We start from the raw sequence: 23674 nt of genomic DNA on the forward strand, positions 1-23674 counted from the left end.
GGGCGTACGGTGTTCTCGACAGACCGGAAGCCTGGGGCGACACTTGTGCGGCCCCCAGGTCAACCGGCCGGAGGTCCTGGCCCAGGCCCTAGAGGAAGGTGTCCGCGTGCCCCGCCGCAGAATCGGCTTCTGGTACCGCCTTGCAGCGGTCATCTGCAAACCGCCGCTGGTGGTTCTGATCAAGCGGGACTGGCGCGGATCGGAGAACATTCCGGCGGCTGGTGGATTTATCACCGCGGTGAACCACAATTCCCATGCCGATCCCTTCGCCTACGCGCACTACCAGTACAACAGCGGCCGTGTTCCGCGTTTTCTGGCGAAGAGCGCGCTTTTCAAGAAGGGATTCGTCGGCACCATGATGCGTGGCACCGGACAGATCCCCGTCTACCGCGAGACCACCGACGCGCTGAGCGCCTTCCGCGCCGCGATCGACGCCGTGGAGCGCGGTGAGTGCGTCGTCTTCTATCCCGAGGGCACCATCACCCGCGACCCGGACCAGTGGCCCATGACCGGCAAGACCGGCGCCGCCAGGGTCGCCCTGCAGACCAAGTGCCCGGTGATCCCGGTGGCCCAGTGGGGCGCGAACGAACTGCTGCCGCCGTACGCCGGAAAGCTCAACGTCCTTCCGCGCAAGACCCACCACGTCCTCGCGGGCCCGCCCGTGGACCTCACGCGGTTCTACGACCGGGAGATGAGCCCCGACCTCCTGAAGGAGGCGACGGAGGTCATCATGGCCGCCATCACCCGCCAGCTGGAGGACATCCGCGGCGAGAAGGCGCCGAAGACGCCGTACGACCCGCGCCAGGAGCGGATCGAGCAGCGCCGCCGCACAGCCGCGGAAGAGGCACGGGACGCGCAGGAGGCACGGGACGCCTTGAACGCGGTACGAGAAGCAGCACAGGCACGGGAAGTTCAGGAAGAGGGGCAGGGCAAGTGAGCGAGCCGGTCAAGGCGGCGGTGTTCAGCGCGGGATCGTGGGGGACCGCCTTCGGCATGGTGCTCGCCGACGCCGGCTGCGAGGTGACCCTGTGGGCCCGCCGCCCGGAACTCGCCGAGGCGATCAACTCCACGCGGACGAACCCGGACTACTTCCCGGGCGTCGAACTGCCGGAGAACCTGAGGGCCACCACGGACCCCGCGGAAGCCGCCCGTGACGCCGACTTCACGATACTCAGCATCCCCTCGCAGACCCTGCGCGGGAACCTCGCCGAGTGGACGCCCCTGCTCGCCCCCGACACGGTCCTCGTCTCCCTCATGAAGGGCATCGAACTCGGCTCCGCGATGCGGATGAGCGAGGTCATCGAGGACGTGGCGAAGGTGGGCCAGGACCGCATCGCGGTCGTCACAGGACCCAACCTCGCGCGGGAGATCGCCGCCCGGATGCCGGCCGCCGCCGTGGTCGCCTGTACGGACGACGCCGTGGCCCAGCGCCTCCAGACCGTCTGCCACACCCCGTACTTCCGCCCGTACACCAACACCGACGTCGTCGGCTGCGAACTGGGTGGCGCGGTCAAGAACGTGATCGGTCTTGCCGTCGGCATCGCCGACGGCATGGGCCTCGGCGACAACACGAAGGGCTCGCTCATCACGCGCGGCCTCGCCGAGACGGCGCGCCTCGGCCTCGCGATGGGCGCCGACCCGATGACCTTCGCCGGACTCGCGGGCCTGGGCGACCTGGTGGCGACCTGCTCCTCGCCGCTCTCCCGCAACCACACCTTCGGCACCAACCTCGGCAAGGGGATGACCCTGCAGGAGACCATCGCGGTCACCAAGCAGACCGCCGAGGGCGTCAAGTCCTGTGAGAGCGTGCTGGATCTGGCCCGCAGGCACGGTGTCGACATGCCGATCACGGAGACGGTCGTCGGCATCGTGCACGAGGGCAAGCCGCCCGTGGTGGCCCTCAAGGAACTGATGTCGCGCAGCGCCAAGCCGGAACGACGCTGAGCAACAGGGGTCTGCGGGCGCTGACTCAGCGCACTGCCACCGGGTACCCTCAACCCGATATGAGCACCGAGAACCTCCCCCAGAGCCCCGGGCAGCCGTCCCGCAAGCCGCGCGTGGCCGTCGTCTTCGGCGGTCGCAGCTCCGAACACGGGATCTCCGTGGTCACCGCCGGCGCCGTGCTGCGTGCCATCGACCGGACGAAGTACGACGTCCTGCCGATCGGCATCACCCAGGACGGTCGCTGGGCGCTCACCGCGGACGAACCGGAGCGCATGGCGATCGTCGACCGCAAGGCGCCGAACGTCGACCAGCTGGCCGAGTCGAGGGAGGGCGGAGTAGTCCTCCCCGTCGATCCCTCGAACCGCGAAGTCGTCTACAGCGAACCGGGATCGGTGCCCAAGGCCCTCGGCGAGGTGGACGTCGTCTTCCCGGTGCTGCACGGCCCGTACGGCGAGGACGGCACCCTCCAGGGCCTGCTGGAACTCTCCGGTGTCCCGTACGTCGGCGCGGGCGTGCTCGCCTCGGCCGTCGGCCAGGACAAGGAGTACATGAAGCGGGTGTTCACGTCGTTCGGCCTCAAGGTCGGCCCGTACGTGGTGATCCGGCCGCGTGAGTGGGAGCGCGACGAGTCGGCCGCCCGCAAGAAGATCATCGACTTCGCCGGCGAGCACGGCTGGCCGCTGTTCGTGAAGCCCGCGCGCGCGGGATCGTCGTTCGGCATCACCAAGGTCGACGAACTGGGCGGCCTCGACGAGGCGATCGCGGAGGCCCAGCGCCACGACCCGAAGATCATCGTGGAGGCCGCGCTGGTCGGGCGCGAGATCGAGTGCGGGGTGCTGGAGTTCGAGGACGGCCCGCGTGCCTCCGTACCCGCCGAGATCCCGCCCGTCCAGTCGCACGCCTTCTACGACTTCGAGGCCAAGTACATCGACTCGGCCGACGGAATCGTCCCCGCCCCCCTCACCGAGGACCAGACCGCGGAGGTCCGCCGCCTGGCGGTGGAGGCCTTCGACGCGGCCTCCTGCGAGGGCCTGGTCCGCGCGGACTTCTTCCTCACGGAGGACGGCGAGTTCGTCATCAACGAGATCAACACGATGCCGGGCTTCACCCCGATCTCCATGTACCCGAGGATGTGGCAGGAGACGGGCGTGGACTACCCGGAGCTCGTGGACCGGCTAGTGCAGGCAGCCCTGCGCCGCTCAACAGGCCTGAGGTAGAGGAGCGCCCCAAAGGGGCGCGGGGCTGTATCTGATTTGCGGCTCCGCCGCGTGGGCGCGACCAGCCACAACGAACCGGCACTCAACAACGCAACAGGTCAAAGACGGCGCCTAGTTGGCAATCCCCACAGGAACCGTCTTCTTAATGGCGGCAGCCAGATCGACCAACACCCCCGACGTGTCCCGCCCCGACGGAACAGTCACCTCGACATAGGCAAGCCGCGAGGAAGTGGTGAACCGGGACGACCCGTCGTCCCGCTTCTCCATCAGCCACCCGACCCCGTTCACCTCACCACCGACCGCCTCCGGATCGGACCCCAGGGCGACCTTGGGGTCCGTCATCTTGGGCGGCCTCACGACACCGCAGCGCAGTATGATCGCCGGGCTGCCCCAGCCCGCGGTCAGTGCGGACCGGGGCTCGGGGTCGTCCCGGTCAAGACCGTCCACCTTCGCCGGCAGCGCCTTGTCCAGGTTCCGGCACAGCTTCATCGCCTTCCCGTCCGGCTCGGGAACCGTGACCGAGGCACTGTCGTCTGCTGAGGAGCAGCCCGTGACGACGATCATCAGGGCGAGCACGGGCAGAGCGAGCGGCCGGTGACGGAAGAAGAAGTGCACCGGCACAGGGTAGACGGGGGCTACAAGTGCACCACCGGGCAGGTCAGGGTGCGGGTGATGCCGTCCACTTGCTGGACCTTCGCGACCACCATGCGGCCGAGGTCGTCCACTGTGTCGGCCTGGGCGCGCACAATCACGTCGTACGGTCCTGTCACGTCCTCGGCCTGGATCACCCCCGGGATCTTGCTGATCGTCTCGGCGACGGTCGACGCTTTGCCGACCTCCGTCTGGATCAGGATGTACGCCTGTACCACGGAACCTCCAGGGCGGCCACGAGGATCATGTGGGGAAAAGGAACGCCACGGTATCGCGTCGCCGCGCGCCAGGGGGAGACCCGCGGCGGCCGGGGCACCCGCGCCGGGGTGCGCACGAAGCACAGGTTGACGGCCACCTCGACCGTACCGAGGCCGACGGGGCCTCGCGACCGGGCACGGACAGCAACGGGGACAGCACCAGAAGGGGACGTACGTCTATGAAGGGCACTGTGGGAGAGCTGGGGGAGTTCGGGCTCATCAGGGAGCTGACCTCCCGGCTCACCACCACCCCGGCGGTCCGGGTCGGCCCCGGCGACGACGCCGCCGTGGTCGCCGCGCCCGACCGCAGGGTCGTGGCGAGCACCGACATCCTCCTGGAGGGGCGGCACTTCCGCCGTGACTGGTCCACCGCGTACGACGTGGGCCGTAAAGCGGCCGCTCAGAACCTCGCGGACATCGCCGCCATGGGCGCCGTACCGACCGCACTGCTGCTCGGCCTGGTCGTCCCCGCCGATCTTCCGGTCACCTGGCCCGTCGAACTGATGGACGGTCTGCGTGACGAGTGCCAGGTCGCGGGCGCGGCCGTGGTGGGCGGTGATGTCGTACGAGGGGACACGATCATGGTGTCCATCACCGCGCTCGGTGATCTGCGCAACCACGAGCCGGTCGTCCGGGGCGGTGCCCGGCCCGGTGACGTCGTCGCCGTGACCGGCTGGCTGGGCTGGTCGGCGGCCGGGCACGCGGTGCTCTCGCGCGGCTTCCGCTCGCCGCGCGCCTTCGTCGAGGCCCATCGGCGCCCGGAACCGCCGTATCACGCGGGCCCGGCGGCGGCCGGTCTCGGCGCGACCGCGATGTGCGACGTGAGCGACGGGCTGATCGCCGACCTCGGGCACATCGCGGAGGCCAGCAAGGTCCGGATCGACATCCGTTCGGGCGCGATCGACATCCCGTCCCAGATGAACGACATCGGGCAGGCCGTCGGCGTCGACCCCATGCAGTGGGTGCTCACCGGCGGCGAGGACCACGCGATCGTGGCGACCTTCCCGCCGGACGTGAAGCTGCCCGCCCGCTGGAAGGTGATCGGCGAGGTCCTCAACCCGTCGGCGCTGCCGCAGGTGACGGTCGACGGGGCCCCCTGGACCAGCAAGGGCGGCTGGGACCACTTCGCGGACATCGAGTCGTGAGCGGAGCCAGGAGCGTGCCTCCGCGCGTGCTGACTGTCGCCGGCTCCGACTCCGGCGGTGGCGCGGGAATCCAGGCCGACCTGAAGACGATGCTGGCGCTCGGCGTGCACGGCATGAGCGTGCTCACGGCGGTCACCGCGCAGAACTCCCTCGGCGTACAGGGCGCTTGGGAACTGCCGGTGGAGGCGGTACGGGCCCAGTACCGCAGTGTCGTGGACGACATCGGCGTACAGGCGGTCAAGACCGGGATGCTCGCCTCGGCCGAACTGGTCGAGGCGGTCGCCGAGTTGATCGCGGCGACGGACGTGCCGACGGTCGTCGATCCGGTGGGCGTCTCGAAGCACGGGGACCCGCTGCTGGCCGCCTCGGCACTGGACTCCGTACGGACGAAACTGCTCCCGGTGGCGACCGTGGCGACGCCGAACCTCGACGAGGTGGCCCAGCTCACGGGCGTACGGGTCGAGTCGGAGGGACAGTTGCGGGAAGCCGCGGCGGCTGTCCTGTCGTACGGGCCGAAGTGGGCGCTGATCAAGGGCGGGCATCTGCCCGGTGAGGCCGTGGACCTGCTCACGGACGGCTCCGAGGAGCACTGGCTGCGCGCCCCGCGCCACGACAACCGGCATACGCACGGCACGGGCTGCACGCTGGCGTCGGCGATCGCGTCGGGACTGGCGCGGGGGCTCTCGGTGCCGGAGGCGGTGGCGGCGGCGAAGGAGTACGTCACCGGGGCGATCGCGGCCGGGTTCGCGCTGGGGGGCGGGATCGGGCCGGTGGATCACGGCTGGCGGTTCCGGGCGTAGTTGCGCGGGGGTACGGCAAAAAGCCGGTCCACCGAGGTGGACCGGCTCTGTGCAGCGAACCAGCAGTGGCCGCGCGCTAGCTGAGCGTCAGCGCGAGACCTTGCCGGCCTTGATGCACGAGGTGCAAGCGTTCACGCGCTTCGGCGTCCCACCGACCACGGTACGTACGCGCTGGATGTTCGGGTTCCAGCGACGGGGCGTACGGCGGTGCGAGTGGGAGATGTTGTTGCCGAAGCCCGGCCCCTTGCCGCAGACGTCGCAGTTGGCAGCCACGGGTCACTCCAAAGACTTCAGATGCTCTTACGGGTTGATCCCGGCATGCCCGGATCAGGATCGTAGGATCTGAGTGGCGGTGCCAGGGAGAAGGCCCGATGTGCGAAGACCGTCTGGGACGGTCGTCTCTATCGGGCAACCGGAGCAGCATACAACGACTGCGCCAGTACAACGAAACTACCATGGCTGATCAGAGCCTCGCTCCCGCCCCGGGCCACCCGGCATTCACCCGGGGTCTACGCTGCGTGCCACGTCCAGCAGCTCAAGGAGGCACAGGTGCCGCAGGTGCCGCAGACATTCTTCGATGCTCTCGCGGTCCGCACCTGGTGCGGACTCGCGCTGGCCGCGCTGGGGCGGGCGCGCGAGGAGATCGACGCGATCAATGTCTACCCGGTGGCCGACGGCGACACCGGCACCAACCTGTATCTGACGCTGGAGTCGGCGTGCGCGGCGGTCGAGGCGGCGTTCGCAGGGCACGAGGCGGGGGCAGGGGCGGGGGTAGGCGCGAGTGGTGCCTCCGGGGCTCCCACGCTGGCCGACGCGGCCCGGGCGATGGCCCACGGCGCGCTGATAGGCGCGCGCGGCAACTCCGGCACGATCCTGGCGCAGCTGCTGCGCGGCATGGCCCAGGTGCTGGCCGCCGACGTGGACGGTGAGCCGGGCGGTGAGAGCGCTCACATCGACGGCCCCGGTCTGTGCCTGGCTCTGCGGCACGCGGCCGACGCCGCCCGGGAGGCCGTGGCCCACCCGGTCGAGGGCACGGTCCTCACGGTCGCCTCGGCCGCCGCCGACGCCGCGACGGAGGCGGAGGGCGACTGCGGGACGGTCGCCAGAGCCGCGTACGAGGGTGCCTCGGCCGCGCTGGCCGCGACCCCGGGGCAACTGGCCGTCCTGGGGCGCGCGGGGGTCGTCGATGCCGGTGGGCGGGGGCTGGTGACGGTGCTCGGGGCGCTGGTGGAGACGTTCAGGGGGGAGGCGCCGGGGGGTGCTGGGGCGGTACGCGTGCGCGTACCTGGCAGGTTCTTTGATGCTGATGCTCTTGACGAGCAGGTCGACTGTGTTGACGACGACGGTGTCTCCGGTCCCGCCTTTGAGGTGATCTACCTGCTGGAGGCTGAGGACGCGGCCGTCGATCGGCTCCGGGAGCGGCTCGACGGGCTCGGGGACTCGCTCGTGGTGGTCGGCGGCGACGGGCTGTGGAACGTGCACGTCCATGTCGACGACGCCGGTGCCGCGGTGGAGGCGGGCGTCGAGGCGGGGCGGCCCTACCGGATCCGGATCACGCACTTCGGGGTCGGCGACGTGCACACCGGGGGTGCCGGACGGCCGCCCCGGGAGCGGGTGCAGCGGGCCGTCGTGGCCGTCGTGCCGGGGGAGGGGCTGGCGGGGCTGTACGGCGAGGCCGGCGCGACCACCGTGCTCGCGCGGCCGGGCGAACCTCCCGCGAGCGGGGAGCTGGTCGAGGCCGTACGGCGGGCCCACGCGCGCGAGGTCGTGCTGCTGCCCAATGACGCCGACCTGCGCCACACCGCCGCCGCGGCCGCCGAACAGGCCCGCTCGGAGGGCATCCGCGTGGCCCTGATCCCGACCCGCTCGGCGGTCCAGGGCATCGCCGCGCTCGCCGTGCACGAACCGGAGCGGCGGTTCGACGAGGATGTCGTCGCGATGACCTCGGCGGCCGGGGCGACCCGGTACGCCGAACTCGCCGTCGCGGAACGGCAGTCCTGGACGATGGCCGGGATCTGCCAGGCCGGTGACGTCCTCGGCCTGATCGACGGCGACGTCGCCGTGATCGGCTCGGACGTCACGGCGACGGCGGTGGCGGTCATCGACCGGATGCTCCAGGCGGGCGGCGAGATGGTGACCCTCGTCCTGGGGGACGAGGCCCCGGAGACGATCGCGACTCACCTTGAGACACGGGTCCGGGAGGGATACCTGGCTGTGGACACGGTGGTGTACCGGGGCGGCCGACAGGGTGCGCTGCTGCTCATCGGGGTGGAGTGAATCGCCCCCGCCGCCCCTACCCGTTCCCATCCCTGGGGGCTGCGCCCCCAGACCCCCCTTGTCGCGCTGAACGCGCTCGTCCTCAAACGCCGGACGGGCTGGAGATGCGGGCCGGGACTTGATCTTTGAGCGCCAGCCGGGGCATTTCAGCCCGTCCGGCGTTTGAGGACAAGGCCCGTTCAGGGCCGTAGGGGGGTCTGGGGGCGCAGCCCCCAGGGATGGGACGGGTAGGGGCGGCGGGGGCGAGGAAACTCCGGAGCAGCTACTCCGCCTCCTGTTCCTCCATCAGCTGCAGCATCTGTTCCGCCTCGGCCCGCCGCGCCCGTACCGTCTCCGCGTCCGACTCCTCGGTCGAGCCCCCGTACGCCCGCAACACCCCCCGCGCGCGTGCCGCCGCCTCCCCCGGCCGGCTCAGATCCGCCTCCAACCACCCCGCGGCCAGCTCCGCGCCGGTGCGCCCGTGCAGGCCCTCCTCGCCCAGGGAAGAGAACACCGCGATCGCCTTTCTCATCTGCGCCAGCGCCTCCTCGAACGCCGCCTCGATCGCGCCGTCCTCCGCGTCCTCCGTGGCCGAGCGAGCCAGCAGGTCGCCGAACTGGCGGTGCGTGTGGGCGAGTTCGGCGCCGAGTTGCTCGCGGGACTCCAGGTCGTCCGCCTCCGACAGGGCCTGCCCGCACTCACGGACCGCGTCCTGCATCCGGAGGCGTGCCCCCGTCAGGCCCGCCTCCGTGCGCAGCGCGAGCCACGCGCGGGCGCGCAGGGCACGCACCAGCCCGTGCACATTGCCGAGCGAGCGCCACAGGTCGCCGGCGCGTTCGTAGGCCTGGTCGGCCTCGGCGGGCAGCCCGGCCTGGCCGAGGGACTCGGCGGCGAGGTGGGCGAGGGTCGCGTGGTCCTGCTGCTCGGGCCAGTGGCGGGCGATCTCCGCGGCCTTGAGGCGGCGTTCCGCCGACTCTCGGTGCTCGCCCAGCTCGGCCAGGCAGTCGGCGAGCCACCACAGTGTCTGGACGACCGCCCCGTCGCCGTGCGATTCGGCGCTCAGGTCGGGCAGCGCCGACTCCAGCACCTCGGCCGCCTCCGCCCACCGGCCCTGCCGCAGCAGGAAACCGCCGAGCAGATGCCGGGCCCAGGCGCCCAGGGTCGGGCCCTCGCCCGCCTCGTCGGCCCAGTGCGCGGCCTCCAGGGCGTGGTCCGCGGCCTCGCCGACCTCGTCACGCGCCCCGAGGATCTCGGCGAGCTGGAGGTTCAGCTGGGCCTGCCCCGCCGCCTCCAGATACGCCCCGCCGTGCTCCAGGGCTCCCCGCAGCGCCCGCTCGGCCCCGGCGATGTCGCCGAGATGGTGGGCGAGTCCGGCCAGCCGGGCCTCGTACTCCACCGCGAACCACGGCAGCCCCGCCGCGACGAACGCGTCCGTGGCCCAGGTGAACAGCTCCGCGGCGCCTTCGAGGTCCCCGGTGCGCGTCGCCAGTTCGCCGAGCATGGCCTGGGCCTCCGCGCCGCGCGAGGCGAGGCGTACGTCGTCCCCGGCGTGGCCGTCGACGAGCGCGAGCAGCTCCCGTACGGCGTTCTCGGCGGCGGCCAGGGCCCGGTCGGTGCCGGTCTCCTCGACCTGGCGCATGAGGATGCGGGCGCGCCCCATCAGGACGGCCGCGGCCTGCCGTACTCCGGTGCCCTCGTCGGAGTAGAGGGCGAGGACCTCCTCGTACGGCTCGGAGACGGCGTCCAGGGCCGCGTCGATGTCGCCCTCCAGGGCGCGGGCGTACGCGGCGCGGGCGCGGGCGGCCAGGGCCTCGCCGGGGTCGCCCGCCTCGGCGTACAGCTCGGCGGCCCGCTCGAAGAGCGCGATGCCCTCAGGACCGCCCTCCATGGCCTTGTGGTCGACGATCTCCGCCTGGTCGGCCACCGATAGCTCGACGCCCTCGGCGGCCCGGGAGACGGCCGCCCACGCCTCCATCGCGTGCGGGAGCAGCCCGTTCGACATCCGGCGCGCCTCGGCGAGCAGCGCGGGCAGGTCGCCGGGGGCGTCGGTCCGCTGCTCGGCGGTGTCCGGGGTGTACACGGACTCCACGGGCGCCCTGCGGGGCGCGGGGATGCCGGACGCCCGCACACCCAGCGGCAGCCGGTCCACCAGGGGAACCTGCGCCATGCGCGCGCGGACGTCCTCACCGACGTACGACGTGCCGTTGCGGGCGTCGAAGCGCGCGGCGAGCGAAAGGGCCTCCTCGCGCGCGTGGACGGCGAGTTCGCGGGCGGTCCAGTCGCGTCCGGCCGGGCCCGGCACCGACTGGGCGCCCATGCCCAGGCCGGTCAGCCGGTCCATCAGGAGTGCCACGGCGGCCATGAAGTCCATCTGGCTGCGCGGCTGACCGGAGTCCGTGAAGTACGCGGGACGCTCCGCGAGCAGCTCCAGGCCCCGCGCCTCGTTCCCGGTCAGCGCGCAGAACTCGACGTGGTCCGCGTACGCGCCCCGCATGCTCTCCATGGGCCGCACCAGCCGGAAACCCCGCAGATGGTGTGCGCGGGCCTCGTCCAGGCGGCCCAGGCGCAGCAGGGGGCCCAGGGAGGACGCCAGGACGGTGTGCGGCTCGTGGGCGCAGGTGAACTCGCCCTCCAGGACCGGCCGCCACAGGTCGAGCGCCTCCGCGTCCGCGCCCCGCTCGGCCTGCCACCAGCCCTGGCTGTGCAGTTCGCACGCGTGGCAGTCGGCCATGCTGTCGCGGTCGGCGGCCAGCCAGGCGGCGTACGCACGTTCGGCCCGCGCCAGGTCGCCGACATGCGCGGCCACACTGAACTCGGCGCCGCGCACGGCCCGTTCGGAGTGCCCGGCGAGCCGGTAGCGGTGCTCCATCTCGCCGAGCCACTTCTCGATGGAGGCCAGCGGGATGTGCGGCTGGTCCAGCATGCCCGCGGTCATCCATTTGAAGACCCAGTGCAGCGTGTGGGCCTCGTACTCGTCGAAGTCCTCGGGCCGCTCGTCCCACATGCGCAGCAGACGCGCGAAGGGGACGAACATCCGGTCCTTCTCGGAGCTGTAGTTGTAGGCCTTCAGCTGGTGCCCGAGCGCCTCGATCACGGCGAGCGGGATGTTCAGCTTCTCCGCCTCGGCCAGCAGTTGCTCCGCGCGCGCGTTGCGGGCCGGTCCCTCGGGCTGCTCGGCGTTGAGTGCCATGGCCTCGCGGAGCGCGTCGAAGTCCTTGATCTCATTCATCGCCGGCCGTCCTCCGTGGGCTCCGTGGGATCGCTGTGGGTGGCCCACTCCAGGAGGCCGATGAACGCACGGTTCAGCAGCGCGGAGTCCGCGGGCCGCAGCGGGCGCTGCGCCATGAGCAGCGCCTGCCCGTACAGGGACTCCGTGGCGGTGCCGATCAGTTCCGGGTCGTCCAGGGAACTGATCCTCCGGATCAGCGGGTTGAGATGGTTGAGCACCAGCCGCGCGCGCGGGGCGCTGCCCCGCAGCGAGCCGAGGATGCCGGCCCACAGGTCGTCGGCCCGCTCCTCGGCCTCCGCGCGGGCCTGCTCGTGCCGGGCCGCCCGGTCGTCCAGATGCAGCGCGGGCACCGACAGCGGATGGAAGGCACGCAGCACGACATCGCACCCCAGGGGGTCGAGTTTGGCCCGCGCGGCCCCCAGGAACGCCGCCAGGGCCAGCTCCTCGGCCGGAGCGACCGCGTCCAGATGGGCGGTCACGGTGTCGGCGTCCAGCTCGGCGACCACGGTCCCCGGGCGCACCGAAGGCAGCGCCTCGATCAGCTCGCTGTCGTACGTGTAGCCGCCGTTGACGACACCGACGCCCTGCGCGGACGCGATCGGCGCGACCTGCCGGTACTCCTCGACGCTCCGGGTGAAGTGCACCACCGGGTGCCGTTGCGCGAACTCCTCCAGGGACAGCTGCCCGTCGGTCGTCTCGAAGGGGAGCCACGGCAGCATCGTGCGCAGCATCTCCTTGTCGTGCCTGGCCAGGGACTTGACGCCCAGGTGGTGCACCGACAGGAACGCGGACAGCCGCTCCGGATCACCGGCGGCGAGCCCGGTCAGCCAGGAGCGAATCCTTTCGCCCAGGGCCTCCCGTACGGCGGCCAGCGTCTCGTCCTCGTACAGCGCCTCGCGCGAAGCCGTCGGCCGCAGACTGTCGGTGTCCAGCACGCACCGCACGAAGAACGCCCAGTCGGGCAACAGCTGTTCGGCCCGCTCGGTGAGCAGCATGCCCTTCAGGTGCACCCGGTGACTCGCGCGCTGCGCCGGACTCACCGAGGACGGCAGGACGTACGCCACCCCGCGGATCCCCGCGAGCGGCACGTCCAGGTCGATCGAGTCCAACGGCGAGAACCCGAACAGGTCGTGACAGTGCCGCTGAAGAGCCACCCTCCGGGTGGCGGGCGACGGGTACGGGCGGTTCCAGGGCGCGGGCAGATCGGTGACCGCCTCGTCGCCCACCCGCACGTCGTACGGCAGCAGCGAGCCGAAGTCCCGCGCCAGCGCCAGGACCCGCTCCTCGGTGAGCCATTCGCCGGCCCCGGGTCGCGCCACCAGGTGCACGGTGGTGCCCGGTTCGGTCCTGGCGTCGTCGGGCAGCGTACGCACGGTGTACGAACCGTCGTCCGCGGCCGTCCACTCCACGGGCGGTGCGTCCGGCGTACGGGCACTGCGGCTGACGACCCTGATCCGCTCGGCCACGACGAAACAGGCCAGCAGCCCGATCCCGAACTGGCCGAGGAACTCCGAACGCGCCTCCTGGATGTCGCCGGGGTCCGCCCGCTTGGAACTGCGGCCGATGGTCGCCAGCAGGTTGTGCACGTCCGCCTCGGTGAGACCGACCCCGGAGTCCTCGACCCGCAGGGTGCCGCCCTCCGCGTACAGCCGCACCCGCGCCGGGGCGTCGGGCTGCTCCGCGCGCCGGGCGGTGATCGCGTCCACGGCGTTCTGCAGCAGCTCGCGCAGATAGACCTTGGGGCTGGAGTAGAGGTGATGGGAGAGCAGGTCCACGAGGCCGCGCAGGTCGACCTGGAACGTATGCGGTGACTGGGATGCCTGGGATGACTGTGAGGTCTGGGAGTCCATCGTCGCAGCGCCGGAGGGGGGACCAGGTTCTGGCGACGGCGCGGGGTCGGGCGGTCCCGGTGAGGCGGTGACCGCGGGGGATGGCCGGGCGCGCCATCCTAGGCCCCGAACGAGCCGCCTGACCAGCGGATTCGCTATACGTATACGGGAATGTCAGTGGTGTGGTGTGCAATGGATCTCGTGCCCGCACTGGAAGAACCACTGAAGCAACCACTGAAATCAGTGCTCGGCCCCGCCACCGCGAAGGTGATGGCCGAGCACCTCGGCCTGCACACCGTCGGCGACCTCCTGCACCACTATCCGCGCAGGTACGAGGAGCGGGGCCAGCTCACCCACCTGGCCGACCTCCCCATGGACGAACACGTGACGGTGGTCGCCCAGGTGGCCGACGCACGCCTGCACACCTTCGCCTCCTCGAAGGCCCGGGGCGGCAAGGGCCAGCGCCTGGAAGTCACCATCACGGACGGCAGCGGCCGGCTCCAACTGGTCTTCTTCGGCCATGGAGTCCACAAACCCCACAAGGAACTCCTCCCCGGCACCCGCGCACTGTTCGCGGGCAAGGCGTCGGTCTTCAACCGCCGCCTCCAACTCGCCCATCCGGCGTACGAGTTGCTGCGGGGGGACACCGACGAGGCAGCGGAGACGGTCGATTCCTGGGCGGGTGCACTGATCCCGCTGTACCCCGCCACGGCGAAGCTGGAGTCCTGGAAGATCGCCAAGTCGCTGCAGACGGTGTTGGACCTCGCCCAGGAGGCCGTCGACCCGCTGCCCCCCTCCCTCCGGGAGGGCAGGGGCCTCGCCACCCTCCCCGAGGCACTCCTGAAGATCCACCGCCCGCACACCAAGGCGGACATCGAGGACGCGCGCACCCGCCTCAAGTGGGACGAGGCGTTCGTCCTCCAGATCGCCCTGGCCCGCCGCCGCCACGCGGACGCCCAACTCCCGGCGGTCCCGCGCAGACCGACCCCGGACGGCCTCCTCACGGCCTTCGACGCGAAACTGCCCTTCACCCTCACGGAGGGCCAGCAGAAGGTCTCCAAGGAGATCTTCGACGACCTGGCGGCGGAACACCCGATGCACCGGCTGCTTCAGGGCGAAGTCGGATCGGGGAAGACAATGGTGGCCCTCCGCGCCATGCTCGCCGTGGTCGACGCGGGTGGCCAGGCCGCGATGCTCGCGCCCACCGAGGTGCTCGCCCAGCAGCACCACCGGTCGATCACCGAGATGATGGGGGAGCTGGCCGAGGGCGGGATGCTCGGCGGCGCGGACAAGGCCACCAAGGTGGTCCTGCTCACGGGCTCCATGGGCACGGCCGCCCGCCGCCAGGCGCTCCTCGACCTCGTCACCGGCGAGGCGGGGCTCGTGATCGGCACGCACGCGCTGATCGAGGACAAGGTCCAGTTCCACGACCTCGGCCTGGTGGTGGTCGACGAACAGCACCGCTTCGGCGTGGAACAGCGCGACGCTCTGCGCGGCAAGGGCAAACAACCCCCGCACCTCCTCGTCATGACGGCCACACCCATCCCGCGCACGGTCGCCATGACCGTCTTCGGCGACCTGGAGACGTCGGTCCTGGACCAGCTCCCGGCCGGCCGCTCCCCGATCGCCAGCCATGTCGTCCCGGCCGCGGACAAACCCCACTTCCTGGCGCGCGCGTGGGAGCGCGTGCGCGAGGAGGTCGAGGGCGGCCACCAGGCGTACGTGGTCTGCCCGCGCATCGGCGACGAGGAGGACGACCCCAAGAAGGCCAGGAAGTCGGCGGAGGACGAGGCGGAGAAGCGCCCGCCGCTAGCCGTCGTACAGGTGGCCGAACAACTCACCCGGGGCCCCCTCCAGGGACTCAAGGTCGAGATCCTGCACGGCCGGATGCACCCCGACGACAAGGACGCGGTGATGCGCCGCTTCGCCGCCGGGGAGGCGGACGTCCTGGTGGCCACGACGGTCATCGAGGTCGGCGTCAACGTGCCCAACGCGACCGCGATGGTGATCATGGACGCCGACCGCTTCGGCGTCTCCCAGCTCCACCAGCTCCGGGGCCGCGTCGGCCGAGGCTCGGCGGCCGGTCTCTGCCTCCTGGTCAGCGAGATGCCCGAGGCGAGCGCGGCCCGCCAGCGCCTCAACGCCGTCGCGGCCACCCTCGACGGCTTCGAACTCTCCCGCATCGACCTCGAACAACGCAGAGAGGGCGACGTCCTGGGCCAGGCCCAGTCGGGCGCCCGCACATCCCTGCGCATGCTCACGGTCATCGACGACGAGGAAATCATCGCGGAGGCAAGGGAGGAGGCAGCGGCGGTTGTCGCCGCCGACCCGGACTTGGAAAGTCTCCCGGGCCTCCGTACGGCGCTGGACGCCTTGCTGGACGAGGAGAGGGAGCAGTACCTGGACAAGGGGTGAGATGGACGTGCCCCTTTAGGGGCGCGGGGAACTGCGCGACCAGCCCCCACCGGGCCCGCAGTCGCCAACACCACAACGCACCCCCCACCCCCTCCTGCGAAACTGAACCCGCAACCACCTCACGGCCACGGACAGAGGACCCCCAGATGACCCGCGTGATCGCCGGCACAGCCGGCGGACGACGCCTAGCCGTCCCGCCGGGCACCGGCACACGCCCCACATCGGACCGCGCCCGAGAGGGCCTCTTCTCCACCTGGCAAGCCCTCCTCGGCGGCCCCCTGGACGGCGAACGCGTCCTCGACCTGTACGCAGGCTCGGGCGCCGTAGGCCTGGAGGCGCTCAGCCGCGGCGCAGGCCACACCCTCCTCGTCGAGGCCGACCCCCGCGCCGCCCGCATCGTCCGCGAGAACGTCAAGACGCTCGGGCTGCCCGGCGCCGAGGTCAGGGCGGGCAAGGCGGAACAGGTTGTTCAGACGCCGTCCGCACAGCCGTACGACATCGTCTTCATAGACCCGCCGTACGCCGTTCCGGACGACGATCTTCGCGAGATCCTGCTCACACTCCGGGCGGGGGGCTGGCTCGCGGCCGAAGCCCTCGTCACCGTGGAGCGCAGCACCAGAGGCGGCGAATTCGGGTGGCCGGACGGCTTCGAAGCGCTCCGGGCCCGTCGCTACGGCGAGGGAACGTTTTGGTACGGTCGCGCCGCCTCTACGTGCGAAGACGCACGATGACCGGACCGGAGAGCGAGGGATCACTAGTGCGCCGCGCCGTCTGTCCCGGGTCGTTCGACCCGATCACCAACGGACACCTCGACATCATTTCCCGCGCCTCCCGTCTGTACGACGAGGTCTATGTCGCGGTCATGATCAACAAGTCCAAGAAGGGCCTGTTCGAGATCGACGAGCGGATCGACCTGATCCGCCAGGTCACCGCCGAGTTCGGAAACGTCCGGGTCGAGGCCTTCCACGGCCTGCTCGTCGACTACTGCAAGCAGCGCGACATCCCGGCGATCGTCAAGGGCCTGCGCGCCGTCAGCGACTTCGACTACGAACTCCAGATGGCCCAGATGAACAACGGTCTGAGCGGTGTCGAGACCCTGTTCGTGCCGACCAACCCCACCTACAGCTTCCTGTCCTCCTCGCTCGTCAAGGAGGTCGCCACCTGGGGCGGCGACGTCGCCCACCTCGTGCCCCCCACCGTCCTCGAAGCCCTGAACGAACGGCTCCGTAAAGACTGATGGGGCTACAGTCGACCCGTCCGTCTTCATCACAGCTGTAGAGAGTGGCGAGCACACGGTGGACGTGCAGAAGAAGCTCGACGAGATCGTCTCCTCGGTCTCCAGTGCCCGGTCGATGCCCATGTCGGCCTCGTGCGTGGTCAACCGCGCCGACCTTCTCGCGATGCTGGAAGAGGTGCGCGCGGCCCTGCCCGGCTCCCTCGCCCAGGCACAGGAGCTGATCGGCGACCGGGAACAGCTGGTCGAGCAGGCCCGCCAGGAGGCCGACCGGATCATCCGGACCGCCCACGAGGAGCGCGGCTCGCTGATCTCCGACACGGAGGTCGCCCGCCGCTCCCAGAACGAGGCGGACCGCATCCTCGCCGAGGCCCGCAAGGAGGCCGAGGACGTCCGCGCCGAGGCCGACGACTACGTCGACTCCAAGCTCGCCAACTTCGAGGTCGTCCTCACCAAGACCCTCGGCTCGGTAGGCCGTGGCCGCGAGAAGCTGCTCGGCACCGGCCCCGGCCTCGACGAGCAGGGTTACGAGGACGAGGACGCCCCCGAGCGCAGCCACGACCCCGAGACCCTGCGCGTCAACGCCGACAAATACGTCGACGTGAAGCTCGGCGCCTTCGAGGCCGTCCTCGCCAAGACCCTGGAGGCCGTCGGCCGTGGCCGGCAGACCCTGCACGGCCGTATCGCCTCCGACGACCTCGGCGCCCTCGGCCAGGACGACGACGGCAGCCCCAGGCAGCACACCAGCGACGCCGACTACCTGGCCGACCTCGCCGACTCCCCGGACTCCCTTGGGGTACAGCCCCGGGCGGCGGAGATCCCGGCCCAGCAGCAGTACGGCCAGCAGGACCAGTACGGCTACCAGCAGCCCGCCGACCCGTACGGCGGCTACCAGCAGGCGTACGCCCAGCAGCAGGACCCGTACGGCTACCAGTCGGCCGACCCTTACGCCTACCAGGGCTACGACGCTCAGCAGGCCGCCTACGACCCCGCCCAGGTCCAGCCGCAGCAGCCGCAGCAGCCGCACACCCTCGACGAGACCAGCTTCTTCGACACGACCATGATCAGCGCCGAGCAGCTGCGCGCCTACGAACAGGGGCGCGGCGGGCAGTAAGTGCCCGCGCGGGGACCGGATTGGGCCGTGGGCGGAAGGTCCAGTATCCTGGCTCTTCGGTCGCGTGTACCTCTGCGATCACCGCTGCCCGGAAGACGGGCGGCTGAGCATCGAAGATCGAAAGCAGGAATGGCTCTGAACGCCCGCCTCGACCACCGCAACCCTCTTGTGTTCGACACACACGAGCTGGGGCGGCGTCCTGGCGCGCTGCAGCGCCTGACCCGTGAGATCGACGCTCCCAAGGACCTCGGTCTCGCGGGAGTCATCGGAGTGCCGGAAGGCTCGCCGGTGGAGCTCGAACTCCGCCTGGAGTCGGTCATGGAAGGTGTGCTTGTCACAGGCACCGCCCGTGCACGCGCCAAGGGGGAGTGCGTAAGGTGTCTGGAGCCGCTCGAGCAGCAGCTCGAAGCGGATTTCCAGGAGATGTTCTCGTACCCTGACGCCGACGACCGGGGCCGTGTGAAAGCGGAGCCGGCCGACGACGCCGAGGAAGACGAGGACACGCTCTTCATCGAGGACGGCTTGTTCGACCTCGAACCCGTGCTGCGTGATGCGGTGGTGCTCGCACTGCCGATGCAGCCGGTGTGCCAGGACGACTGCCCCGGCCTGTGCTCCCAGTGCGGAGCCCGGCTGGCGGACGACCCGGACCACCACCACGACGCCGTCGACATCCGTTGGGCGGCACTGCAGGGACTCGCAGGTTCACTCGAACCCGGCGAGAAGGACGAGATCAGCGGCGCCGACGCGGAAGCGGGCGTCGACGAGAAGCAGGAGAAGTAGCCGTGGCTGTTCCGAAGCGGAAGATGTCGCGCAGCAACACGCGCCACCGCCGGTCGCAGTGGAAGGCTGCGGTCCCCACTCTGGTTGCGTGCGAGCGTTGCCAGGAGCCCAAGCTGCAGCACATCGCGTGCCCGTCTTGCGGCACTTACAACAAGCGCCAGGTCCTCGAGGTCTGAGCGGCTGGTGAGAGGCTTCATGTCTGACGCCCAGGCGGACTCGACCGCCAAGAAAAAAACGGCGGACACGGCCTCGTCCCACACGCTTCTGGAAGGGCGGCTCGGCTACCAGCTGGAGTCCGCCCTTCTGGTGCGTGCGCTGACCCACCGTTCGTACGCGTACGAGAACGGCGGTCTGCCCACCAACGAGCGGTTGGAGTTCCTCGGGGACTCCGTGCTCGGCCTGGTGGTCACGGACACGCTGTACCGCACCCACCCCGACCTCCCAGAAGGCCAGTTGGCCAAGCTGCGGGCCGCGGTGGTCAATTCTCGTGCGCTCGCGGAGGTGGGCCGTGGGCTCGAACTCGGCTCCTTCATCCGGCTCGGCCGGGGTGAAGAGGGCACGGGCGGGCGGGACAAGGCGTCCATCCTCGCCGACACCCTCGAAGCGGTGATCGGCGCTGTCTATCTCGACCAGGGTCTCGACGCGGCGGGCGAACTCGTCCACCGTCTCTTCGACCCGCTGATCGAGAAGTCCTCGAACCTCGGTGCCGGCCTGGACTGGAAGACCAGTCTCCAGGAACTCACCGCGACCGAGGGGCTCGGTGTTCCCGAGTACCTGGTCACGGAGACCGGTCCGGACCACGAGAAGACCTTCACTGCTGCCGCCCGCGTCGGAGGCGTCTCGTACGGCACCGGCACCGGCCGCAGCAAGAAGGAGGCGGAGCAGCAGGCCGCGGAGTCGGCCTGGCGTTCCATCCGCGCGGATGCGGATGAACGTGCCAAAGCGGCTGCCGAGGCTGCCGTTGCTGAGGCCGCGGTGCCTGTTGAGGAGGACGTGGACGTGTCTTCCTCTACCTCTGCCTGAGGTTGTGTGCACCAGTGCTTGTCCCTCGCGGGACTTGCACTGGTGTTTTTCGGGTTTTCGTTGTCTGCGGGCCCGGTGGGGGCTGGTCGCGCAGTTCCCCGCGCCCCTAAAGGCCTAAAAGCCTAAAGCCAGGGGGTTTCTATGCCTGAGTTGCCTGAAGTCGAGGTTGTGCGGCGGGGGCTTGCTCGGTGGGTTGCTCAGCGGACTGTTGCCGATGCCGAGGTGTTGCATCCTCGGGCCGTGCGGCGGCATGTCGCCGGTGGTGATGACTTCACTTACCGCCTCAAAGGGCATCGCATCGGTACGCCCAGTCGGCGTGGGAAGTATCTGTGGCTGCCGTTGGAGGACAGCGGGCAGTCGGTGTTGGCGCATCTCGGGATGAGCGGGCAGTTGTTGGTTCAGCCGCATGATGCCGTCGATGAGAAGCATCTGCGGATTCGGGTGCGGTTCGCCGACGACCTCGGTACCGAGTTGCGGTTCGTCGATCAACGCACCTTCGGTGGGCTGTCGTTGCACGACAACACCCCCGACGGGCTGCCCGACGTCATCGCCCACATCGCGCGCGACCCCCTCGACCCGCTCTTCGACGACGAGGCCTTTCACCAGGCGCTGCGCCGGAAGCGTACGACCATCAAACGGGCCCTGCTCGACCAGTCGTTGATCAGCGGCGTCGGCAACATCTACGCGGACGAGGCCCTTTGGCGGTCCCGCGTCCACTACGAACGTCCCACCGCCGGCTTCACCCGGCCGCGCACCGCCGAACTCCTGGGCCATATACGGGATGTGATGAACGCGGCGCTGGCCGTGGGCGGCACGAGTTTCGACAGTCTGTATGTCAACGTCAATGGCGAATCGGGGTACTTCGACCGCTCGCTCGACGCGTACGGACGTGAGGGACTGCCCTGCAAGCGCTGCGCGACGCCCATGCTCCGCCGCGCCTGGATGAACCGCTCCAGCTATTTCTGCCCCAAGTGCCAGCGGGCGCCGCGTCTTTCGCCCTGATCAGCGGGGCTTCTGGCACGGACTGCGCGTTTCGTCGTACTTCGCGCGTGCCGCCAGTACGGAGTCCATGCGGCCCTCGACGCAGTGGATGAGGGACAGCAGGCGTTCGGCGACCTCCTGGCCCAGGGGGGTCAGTTCGTAGTCCACGCGGGGCGGGTTCGTCGGCTGGGCCTCGCGGTGGACCAGGCCGTCGCGCTCCAGGGCCTGGAGGGTCTGGGAGAGCATCTTCTCGCTCACGCCGTCGACACGGCGGCGCAGCTCGTTGAAGCGGAGCGAGCCCTCCTGGAGGGCTCCGAGTGTGAGCGCGCCCCAGCGGCCCGTGACGTGTTCCAGCGTGCCGCGCGACGGACAGGCCTTGGCGAACACGTCGTAGGGGAGGCTCTGCTCCTCCATGGCGTTCATCATGACCCCAGCGTACGCGAGCGCAGCGCTGACCTGAAGATTGCGCTAACCATTAGTTAGCGCAACCCTCGGGTGTCGGTCAGTAGCCGAAGTCCTGCGTCCACCAGGGGCCGCCCGAGCCGAAGTGGACACCCACTCCCAGCGTCTTGAAGTCGCAGTTCAGGATGTTCGCCTTGTGGCCGGGGCTGTTCATCCAGGCCTCCATCACCGCGGCCGCGTCGGCCTGGCCCCGGGCGATGTTCTCGCCGCCGAGGCTGGTGATGCCGGCCTTGTCCGCGCGGTCCCAGGGCGAGAGGCCGTCGGGGTCGGTGTGGTCGAAGAAGTCCCGGGCGGCCATGTCGTCGCTGAACGCCTCCGCCAGCTCCCGCAGCGCACTGTTCGCCGCCACCGCGCTGCAGCCGACCTTCGCCCGCTCCTCGTTGACGAGCTTGAGCACCTCCGCCTCGGCGGCGGCCTCCGCGGACACCGTGATCGGAGCGGAGGACTGCTGCTTCTCCTTCGACTTCGTCGGCGTGGGCGTCGGAGTCGCCTTCGGGGCCTCGCTGGGCGTGACCGCGGGCTTCTTCGGCGGAGCCTCGGTTGTCGGGGCCGCCGAGGCTGTCGACGTCGAGGGGGACGGAGACGGAGACGGGGACGAGGTGTCCCGGTCGGCGTCGCGGCTGGTCGACGTATCGCTGTCACGGTCCGTGTCGGCGCTGCCGGACGTGCCGCCCTGCTGGGTCTCGGCGTTCGTCGGGGAGTCCGCGGCCTGCACCTTGTCGCCGCCGCTGCCGCCGCCGACCGTGTACTTGTCGCCGCCGGGCAGCACGCCCGTGGCGACCGCGACCGTGCCCAGGGCCACCGCGGCGGAGACGCCGAGCAGGCCCGTACGGATCGGCCTGGACGACCGCTTCTTGCGGCGGCGCGTGCCGCCGGCACCCGGCCCGTCGAAGGGGCTGTCGCCGTTCAGTGCCCCGTGGGCGCCGGTGTCGTCCGGGGCGAAGAGGTAGGCGTTGCTCCTCGCGTAGGCCTCGGAGTGCGCCTCGGGGTTCAGATAGGGGGCGATGCCCACGGTCGTGGGCGCGTCCTCCCACAGCGTGCTGTAGGCGGTGTGCGGGGTGTGATGAGTGGGCGGGACCTGGGGGTCGTACGGTCCGTGATCGGATCCGTAACCACCCGTGCCCGAATCGTATGTTTCCGTGACCCCCGTGGCGCGACCCGTGGTGGCGCGGCCGGCGGCGGAGCGTCGGTGGCGTCCCATGTTTTGGCCTTCCTCGTCCTTGCGGTCCGGGTAACTCACTCGATCGAGTGAGTTTCATATGAGATTCGTTGGGTGGGGACGGTACCCCATGGCGCAAGGGGAGCAAGTGCTGAGAGAGACATTGGCCCGTTAGCGTGCACCCATGAACGAGGATGTACGGCTGGTTGCCTGGGTGCGCGGACGTGTCCAAGGTGTGGGTTTCCGCTGGTTCACGCGGGCGAAGGCCCTGGAGATCGGCGGCCTGAGTGGTTTTGCTCTCAATTTGGACGACGGACGTGTGCAAGTGGTCGCGGAAGGCCCGCGTCCGGGCTGCGAAGGACTGCTCGACTGGCTGCGGGGGAGCGACACGCCCGGCCGCGTGGACGGCGTCACCGAGATCTGGGACACACCTCGCCGGATCTACGACGGCTTCGCCATCCGCTGAGCGGGTTCTGTAAAGGGGCCCAGGCGACAGCCCGTGGACATGCCACGCGCACCTGTCCACAGCAGAAACAGCCTGGTGGTTGCCAAGAAGCGCAGGTCGTGGCAGGCTCCGCAGAAAACGCTTGTCGCCACGCCCGCGGGCCCCGCCGGAGTCGCGGCGCCGCCCCACAGGGGCCGTGCGCCACGGTGCCGCCCGCCAATACGGGGCGTGATCGTGTTGACCGTCAAACTTTTTGGTGAGACGCTGAAAGCCCCGCGCACCTTAGCTGTTTGGCATGTAAGAACGGCAGCAAGAACTCCAGAGTGCCAAGCATCGCGGGTGCGATTCCCTCACGACCCACACCGCTTCGGTCGGTCACTCAGTGTGGAGGACCATCAATCATGGCAAAGGCGCTTCTCGGTTACGTCGGCGGCTCTGACCCGCGACTCCTCGCCGAGATGCGACGGCTCCAGCAGCGCGTACAGGACCTGGAATCCGAACTCGGACGCATCCAGGCGGAGAACGACGAGCTGACGGCTGCCGCTTCTCACGACTCGCTTCTCGAGAGCATCGACGCACGCCAGGCGGAGCCCGCGCTCACCTGATCACTGCATCGGTCACGACACGCAGTGGTTGGCTGCCCGTATCAACCGCTAAGTCGTCAGAGTTCAGATTTTGGCCAGAGTATTGCAAGGGACGCTTCGGCGTCCCTTCTTTATTTCCCCCGGTGCTT

Annotated in this window: 23 protein-coding genes; 16 read left to right on the forward strand and 7 right to left on the reverse strand. The window is 70.3% G+C overall.

The features are described 5' to 3' along the window. Positions 1-106 precede the first annotated feature (106 nt). From ACFYXF_RS32765 to ACFYXF_RS32775, 3 genes are read left to right on the forward strand one after another with little or no spacing between them, the layout of a single operon-like run. Positions 107-937 (forward strand): lysophospholipid acyltransferase family protein, encoded by an 831-nt coding sequence (locus ACFYXF_RS32765; RefSeq protein ID WP_389355143.1) that lies wholly within the window; start codon positions 107-109, stop codon positions 935-937. Then, complete coding sequence (locus tag ACFYXF_RS32770; protein ID WP_389355145.1) at positions 934-1944, forward strand: NAD(P)H-dependent glycerol-3-phosphate dehydrogenase; 1011 nt, start codon at positions 934-936, stop codon at positions 1942-1944. Before ACFYXF_RS32765 ends, ACFYXF_RS32770 begins: the two co-directional genes overlap by 4 nt. A 59-nt stretch (positions 1945-2003) precedes the next feature. Beyond that, positions 2004-3161, forward strand: a complete 1158-nt coding sequence (locus tag ACFYXF_RS32775; protein WP_389355146.1) for a D-alanine--D-alanine ligase family protein — start codon at positions 2004-2006, stop codon at positions 3159-3161. Positions 3162-3272: 111 nt separating this feature from the next. Here the strand turns inward: ACFYXF_RS32775 and ACFYXF_RS32780 are convergent, their stop codons facing one another. Then, positions 3273-3782, reverse strand: a complete 510-nt coding sequence (locus tag ACFYXF_RS32780; RefSeq protein WP_389355148.1) for a DUF3515 domain-containing protein — start codon at positions 3780-3782, stop codon at positions 3273-3275. Between the two features lie 14 nt (positions 3783-3796). Then, positions 3797-4030 (reverse strand): Lrp/AsnC family transcriptional regulator, encoded by a 234-nt coding sequence (locus ACFYXF_RS32785; protein ID WP_003997603.1) that lies wholly within the window; start codon positions 4028-4030, stop codon positions 3797-3799. A 218-nt stretch (positions 4031-4248) separates the two neighbouring features. On the opposite strand from ACFYXF_RS32785, the gene ACFYXF_RS32790 reads away from it, so the two are divergent. After that, positions 4249-5214: a thiamine-phosphate kinase gene (locus ACFYXF_RS32790; RefSeq protein WP_235474587.1), complete on the forward strand. Its 966-nt coding sequence runs from the start codon at positions 4249-4251 to the stop codon at positions 5212-5214. Positions 5215-5228: 14 nt separating this feature from the next. After that, positions 5229-6014, forward strand: a complete 786-nt coding sequence (thiD, locus tag ACFYXF_RS32795; protein WP_389355151.1) for a bifunctional hydroxymethylpyrimidine kinase/phosphomethylpyrimidine kinase — start codon at positions 5229-5231, stop codon at positions 6012-6014. Between the two features lie 87 nt (positions 6015-6101). Here the strand turns inward: thiD and rpmB are convergent, their stop codons facing one another. Then, positions 6102-6287: a 50S ribosomal protein L28 gene (gene rpmB / locus ACFYXF_RS32800; RefSeq protein ID WP_004924906.1), complete on the reverse strand. Its 186-nt coding sequence runs from the start codon at positions 6285-6287 to the stop codon at positions 6102-6104. Positions 6288-6563: 276 nt separating this feature from the next. Between rpmB and ACFYXF_RS32805 the strand changes: the two genes are divergently transcribed. Continuing rightward, entirely contained in the window at positions 6564-8291 is a 1728-nt protein-coding gene (locus ACFYXF_RS32805) for a DAK2 domain-containing protein (RefSeq protein WP_389355152.1), read from the forward strand. A gap of 262 nt (positions 8292-8553) precedes the next feature. Here the strand turns inward: ACFYXF_RS32805 and ACFYXF_RS32810 are convergent, their stop codons facing one another. Continuing rightward, positions 8554-11499, reverse strand: coding sequence for a tetratricopeptide repeat protein (locus ACFYXF_RS32810; protein ID WP_389355153.1), 2946 nt, complete (start codon positions 11497-11499; stop codon positions 8554-8556). Continuing rightward, positions 11496-13349: an HSP90 family protein gene (locus ACFYXF_RS32815; RefSeq protein WP_389355154.1), complete on the reverse strand. Its 1854-nt coding sequence runs from the start codon at positions 13347-13349 to the stop codon at positions 11496-11498. The genes ACFYXF_RS32810 and ACFYXF_RS32815 overlap by 4 nt, the downstream gene beginning before the upstream one ends. A 171-nt stretch (positions 13350-13520) precedes the next feature. Between ACFYXF_RS32815 and recG the strand changes: the two genes are divergently transcribed. The 8 genes from recG to mutM all read left to right on the forward strand — a co-directional run bounded on the left by recG (position 13521) and on the right by mutM (position 20896). After that, positions 13521-15743 (forward strand): ATP-dependent DNA helicase RecG, encoded by a 2223-nt coding sequence (recG, locus tag ACFYXF_RS32820; protein ID WP_389355156.1) that lies wholly within the window; start codon positions 13521-13523, stop codon positions 15741-15743. Further along, positions 15740-16474: a 16S rRNA (guanine(966)-N(2))-methyltransferase RsmD gene (rsmD, locus tag ACFYXF_RS32825; RefSeq protein WP_389355158.1), complete on the forward strand. Its 735-nt coding sequence runs from the start codon at positions 15740-15742 to the stop codon at positions 16472-16474. Before recG ends, rsmD begins: the two co-directional genes overlap by 4 nt. A 26-nt stretch (positions 16475-16500) precedes the next feature. Next, complete coding sequence (gene coaD / locus ACFYXF_RS32830) at positions 16501-16980, forward strand: pantetheine-phosphate adenylyltransferase (RefSeq protein ID WP_389355488.1); 480 nt, start codon at positions 16501-16503, stop codon at positions 16978-16980. Positions 16981-17038: 58 nt separating this feature from the next. After that, the gene (locus ACFYXF_RS32835; RefSeq protein WP_389355160.1) at positions 17039-18091 is read left to right on the forward strand and encodes an ATP synthase F0 subunit B; all 1053 of its coding nucleotides are present in this window, start codon (positions 17039-17041) and stop codon (positions 18089-18091) included. A gap of 129 nt (positions 18092-18220) precedes the next feature. Continuing rightward, a complete protein-coding gene (locus tag ACFYXF_RS32840) occupies positions 18221-18871 on the forward strand; it encodes a YceD family protein (protein ID WP_389355162.1) in 651 nt (216 codons plus the stop codon). Between the two features lie 2 nt (positions 18872-18873). Further along, positions 18874-19047, forward strand: coding sequence for a 50S ribosomal protein L32 (rpmF, locus tag ACFYXF_RS32845; protein ID WP_030753522.1), 174 nt, complete (start codon positions 18874-18876; stop codon positions 19045-19047). A gap of 19 nt (positions 19048-19066) precedes the next feature. Beyond that, positions 19067-19894, forward strand: a complete 828-nt coding sequence (rnc, locus tag ACFYXF_RS32850) for a ribonuclease III (protein ID WP_389355164.1) — start codon at positions 19067-19069, stop codon at positions 19892-19894. A 141-nt stretch (positions 19895-20035) separates the two neighbouring features. Then, positions 20036-20896, forward strand: coding sequence for a bifunctional DNA-formamidopyrimidine glycosylase/DNA-(apurinic or apyrimidinic site) lyase (gene mutM / locus ACFYXF_RS32855; protein WP_389355166.1), 861 nt, complete (start codon positions 20036-20038; stop codon positions 20894-20896). Here the strand turns inward: mutM and ACFYXF_RS32860 are convergent, their stop codons facing one another. Beyond that, on the reverse strand, positions 20897-21301 hold the full coding sequence (locus tag ACFYXF_RS32860; RefSeq protein WP_389355168.1) for a winged helix-turn-helix transcriptional regulator: 405 nt from the start codon (positions 21299-21301) through the stop codon (positions 20897-20899). It abuts the gene before it with no gap. 76 nt (positions 21302-21377) lie between these two features. Then, positions 21378-22538, reverse strand: coding sequence for a CAP domain-containing protein (locus ACFYXF_RS32865; RefSeq protein ID WP_389355170.1), 1161 nt, complete (start codon positions 22536-22538; stop codon positions 21378-21380). Positions 22539-22680: 142 nt separating this feature from the next. Here ACFYXF_RS32865 and ACFYXF_RS32870 point away from each other — a divergent pair, with 142 nt between their 5' ends. After that, entirely contained in the window at positions 22681-22962 is a 282-nt protein-coding gene (locus ACFYXF_RS32870; protein ID WP_235474576.1) for an acylphosphatase, read from the forward strand. Positions 22963-23342: 380 nt separating this feature from the next. Further along, on the forward strand, positions 23343-23546 hold the full coding sequence (locus tag ACFYXF_RS32875; protein ID WP_006375438.1) for a hypothetical protein: 204 nt from the start codon (positions 23343-23345) through the stop codon (positions 23544-23546). Positions 23547-23674 lie beyond the last annotated feature (128 nt).

Source organism: Streptomyces sp. NPDC002680, from assembly GCF_042889145.1.
Taxonomy (GTDB): domain Bacteria; phylum Actinomycetota; class Actinomycetes; order Streptomycetales; family Streptomycetaceae; genus Streptomyces; species Streptomyces adonidis.

What these genes read in the sequence shown, in the direction of transcription:
- rnc (WP_389355164.1), top strand. Translation starts at nt 19,067, where the DNA reads ATGTCTGACGCCCAGGCGGACTCGACCGCCAAGAAAAAAACGGCGGAC.
- ACFYXF_RS32810 (WP_389355153.1), bottom strand. Translation starts at nt 11,499, where the DNA reads ATGAATGAGATCAAGGACTTCGACGCGCTCCGCGAGGCCATGGCACTC.
- ACFYXF_RS32865 (WP_389355170.1), bottom strand. Translation starts at nt 22,538, where the DNA reads ATGGGACGCCACCGACGCTCCGCCGCCGGCCGCGCCACCACGGGTCGC.
- ACFYXF_RS32870 (WP_235474576.1), top strand. Translation starts at nt 22,681, where the DNA reads ATGAACGAGGATGTACGGCTGGTTGCCTGGGTGCGCGGACGTGTCCAA.
- ACFYXF_RS32790 (WP_235474587.1), top strand. Translation starts at nt 4,249, where the DNA reads ATGAAGGGCACTGTGGGAGAGCTGGGGGAGTTCGGGCTCATCAGGGAG.
- ACFYXF_RS32815 (WP_389355154.1), bottom strand. Translation starts at nt 13,349, where the DNA reads ATGGACTCCCAGACCTCACAGTCATCCCAGGCATCCCAGTCACCGCAT.
- ACFYXF_RS32775 (WP_389355146.1), top strand. Translation starts at nt 2,004, where the DNA reads ATGAGCACCGAGAACCTCCCCCAGAGCCCCGGGCAGCCGTCCCGCAAG.
- ACFYXF_RS32840 (WP_389355162.1), top strand. Translation starts at nt 18,221, where the DNA reads ATGGCTCTGAACGCCCGCCTCGACCACCGCAACCCTCTTGTGTTCGAC.
- recG (WP_389355156.1), top strand. Translation starts at nt 13,521, where the DNA reads ATGGATCTCGTGCCCGCACTGGAAGAACCACTGAAGCAACCACTGAAA.
- ACFYXF_RS32875 (WP_006375438.1), top strand. Translation starts at nt 23,343, where the DNA reads ATGGCAAAGGCGCTTCTCGGTTACGTCGGCGGCTCTGACCCGCGACTC.
- mutM (WP_389355166.1), top strand. Translation starts at nt 20,036, where the DNA reads ATGCCTGAGTTGCCTGAAGTCGAGGTTGTGCGGCGGGGGCTTGCTCGG.
- ACFYXF_RS32860 (WP_389355168.1), bottom strand. Translation starts at nt 21,301, where the DNA reads ATGATGAACGCCATGGAGGAGCAGAGCCTCCCCTACGACGTGTTCGCC.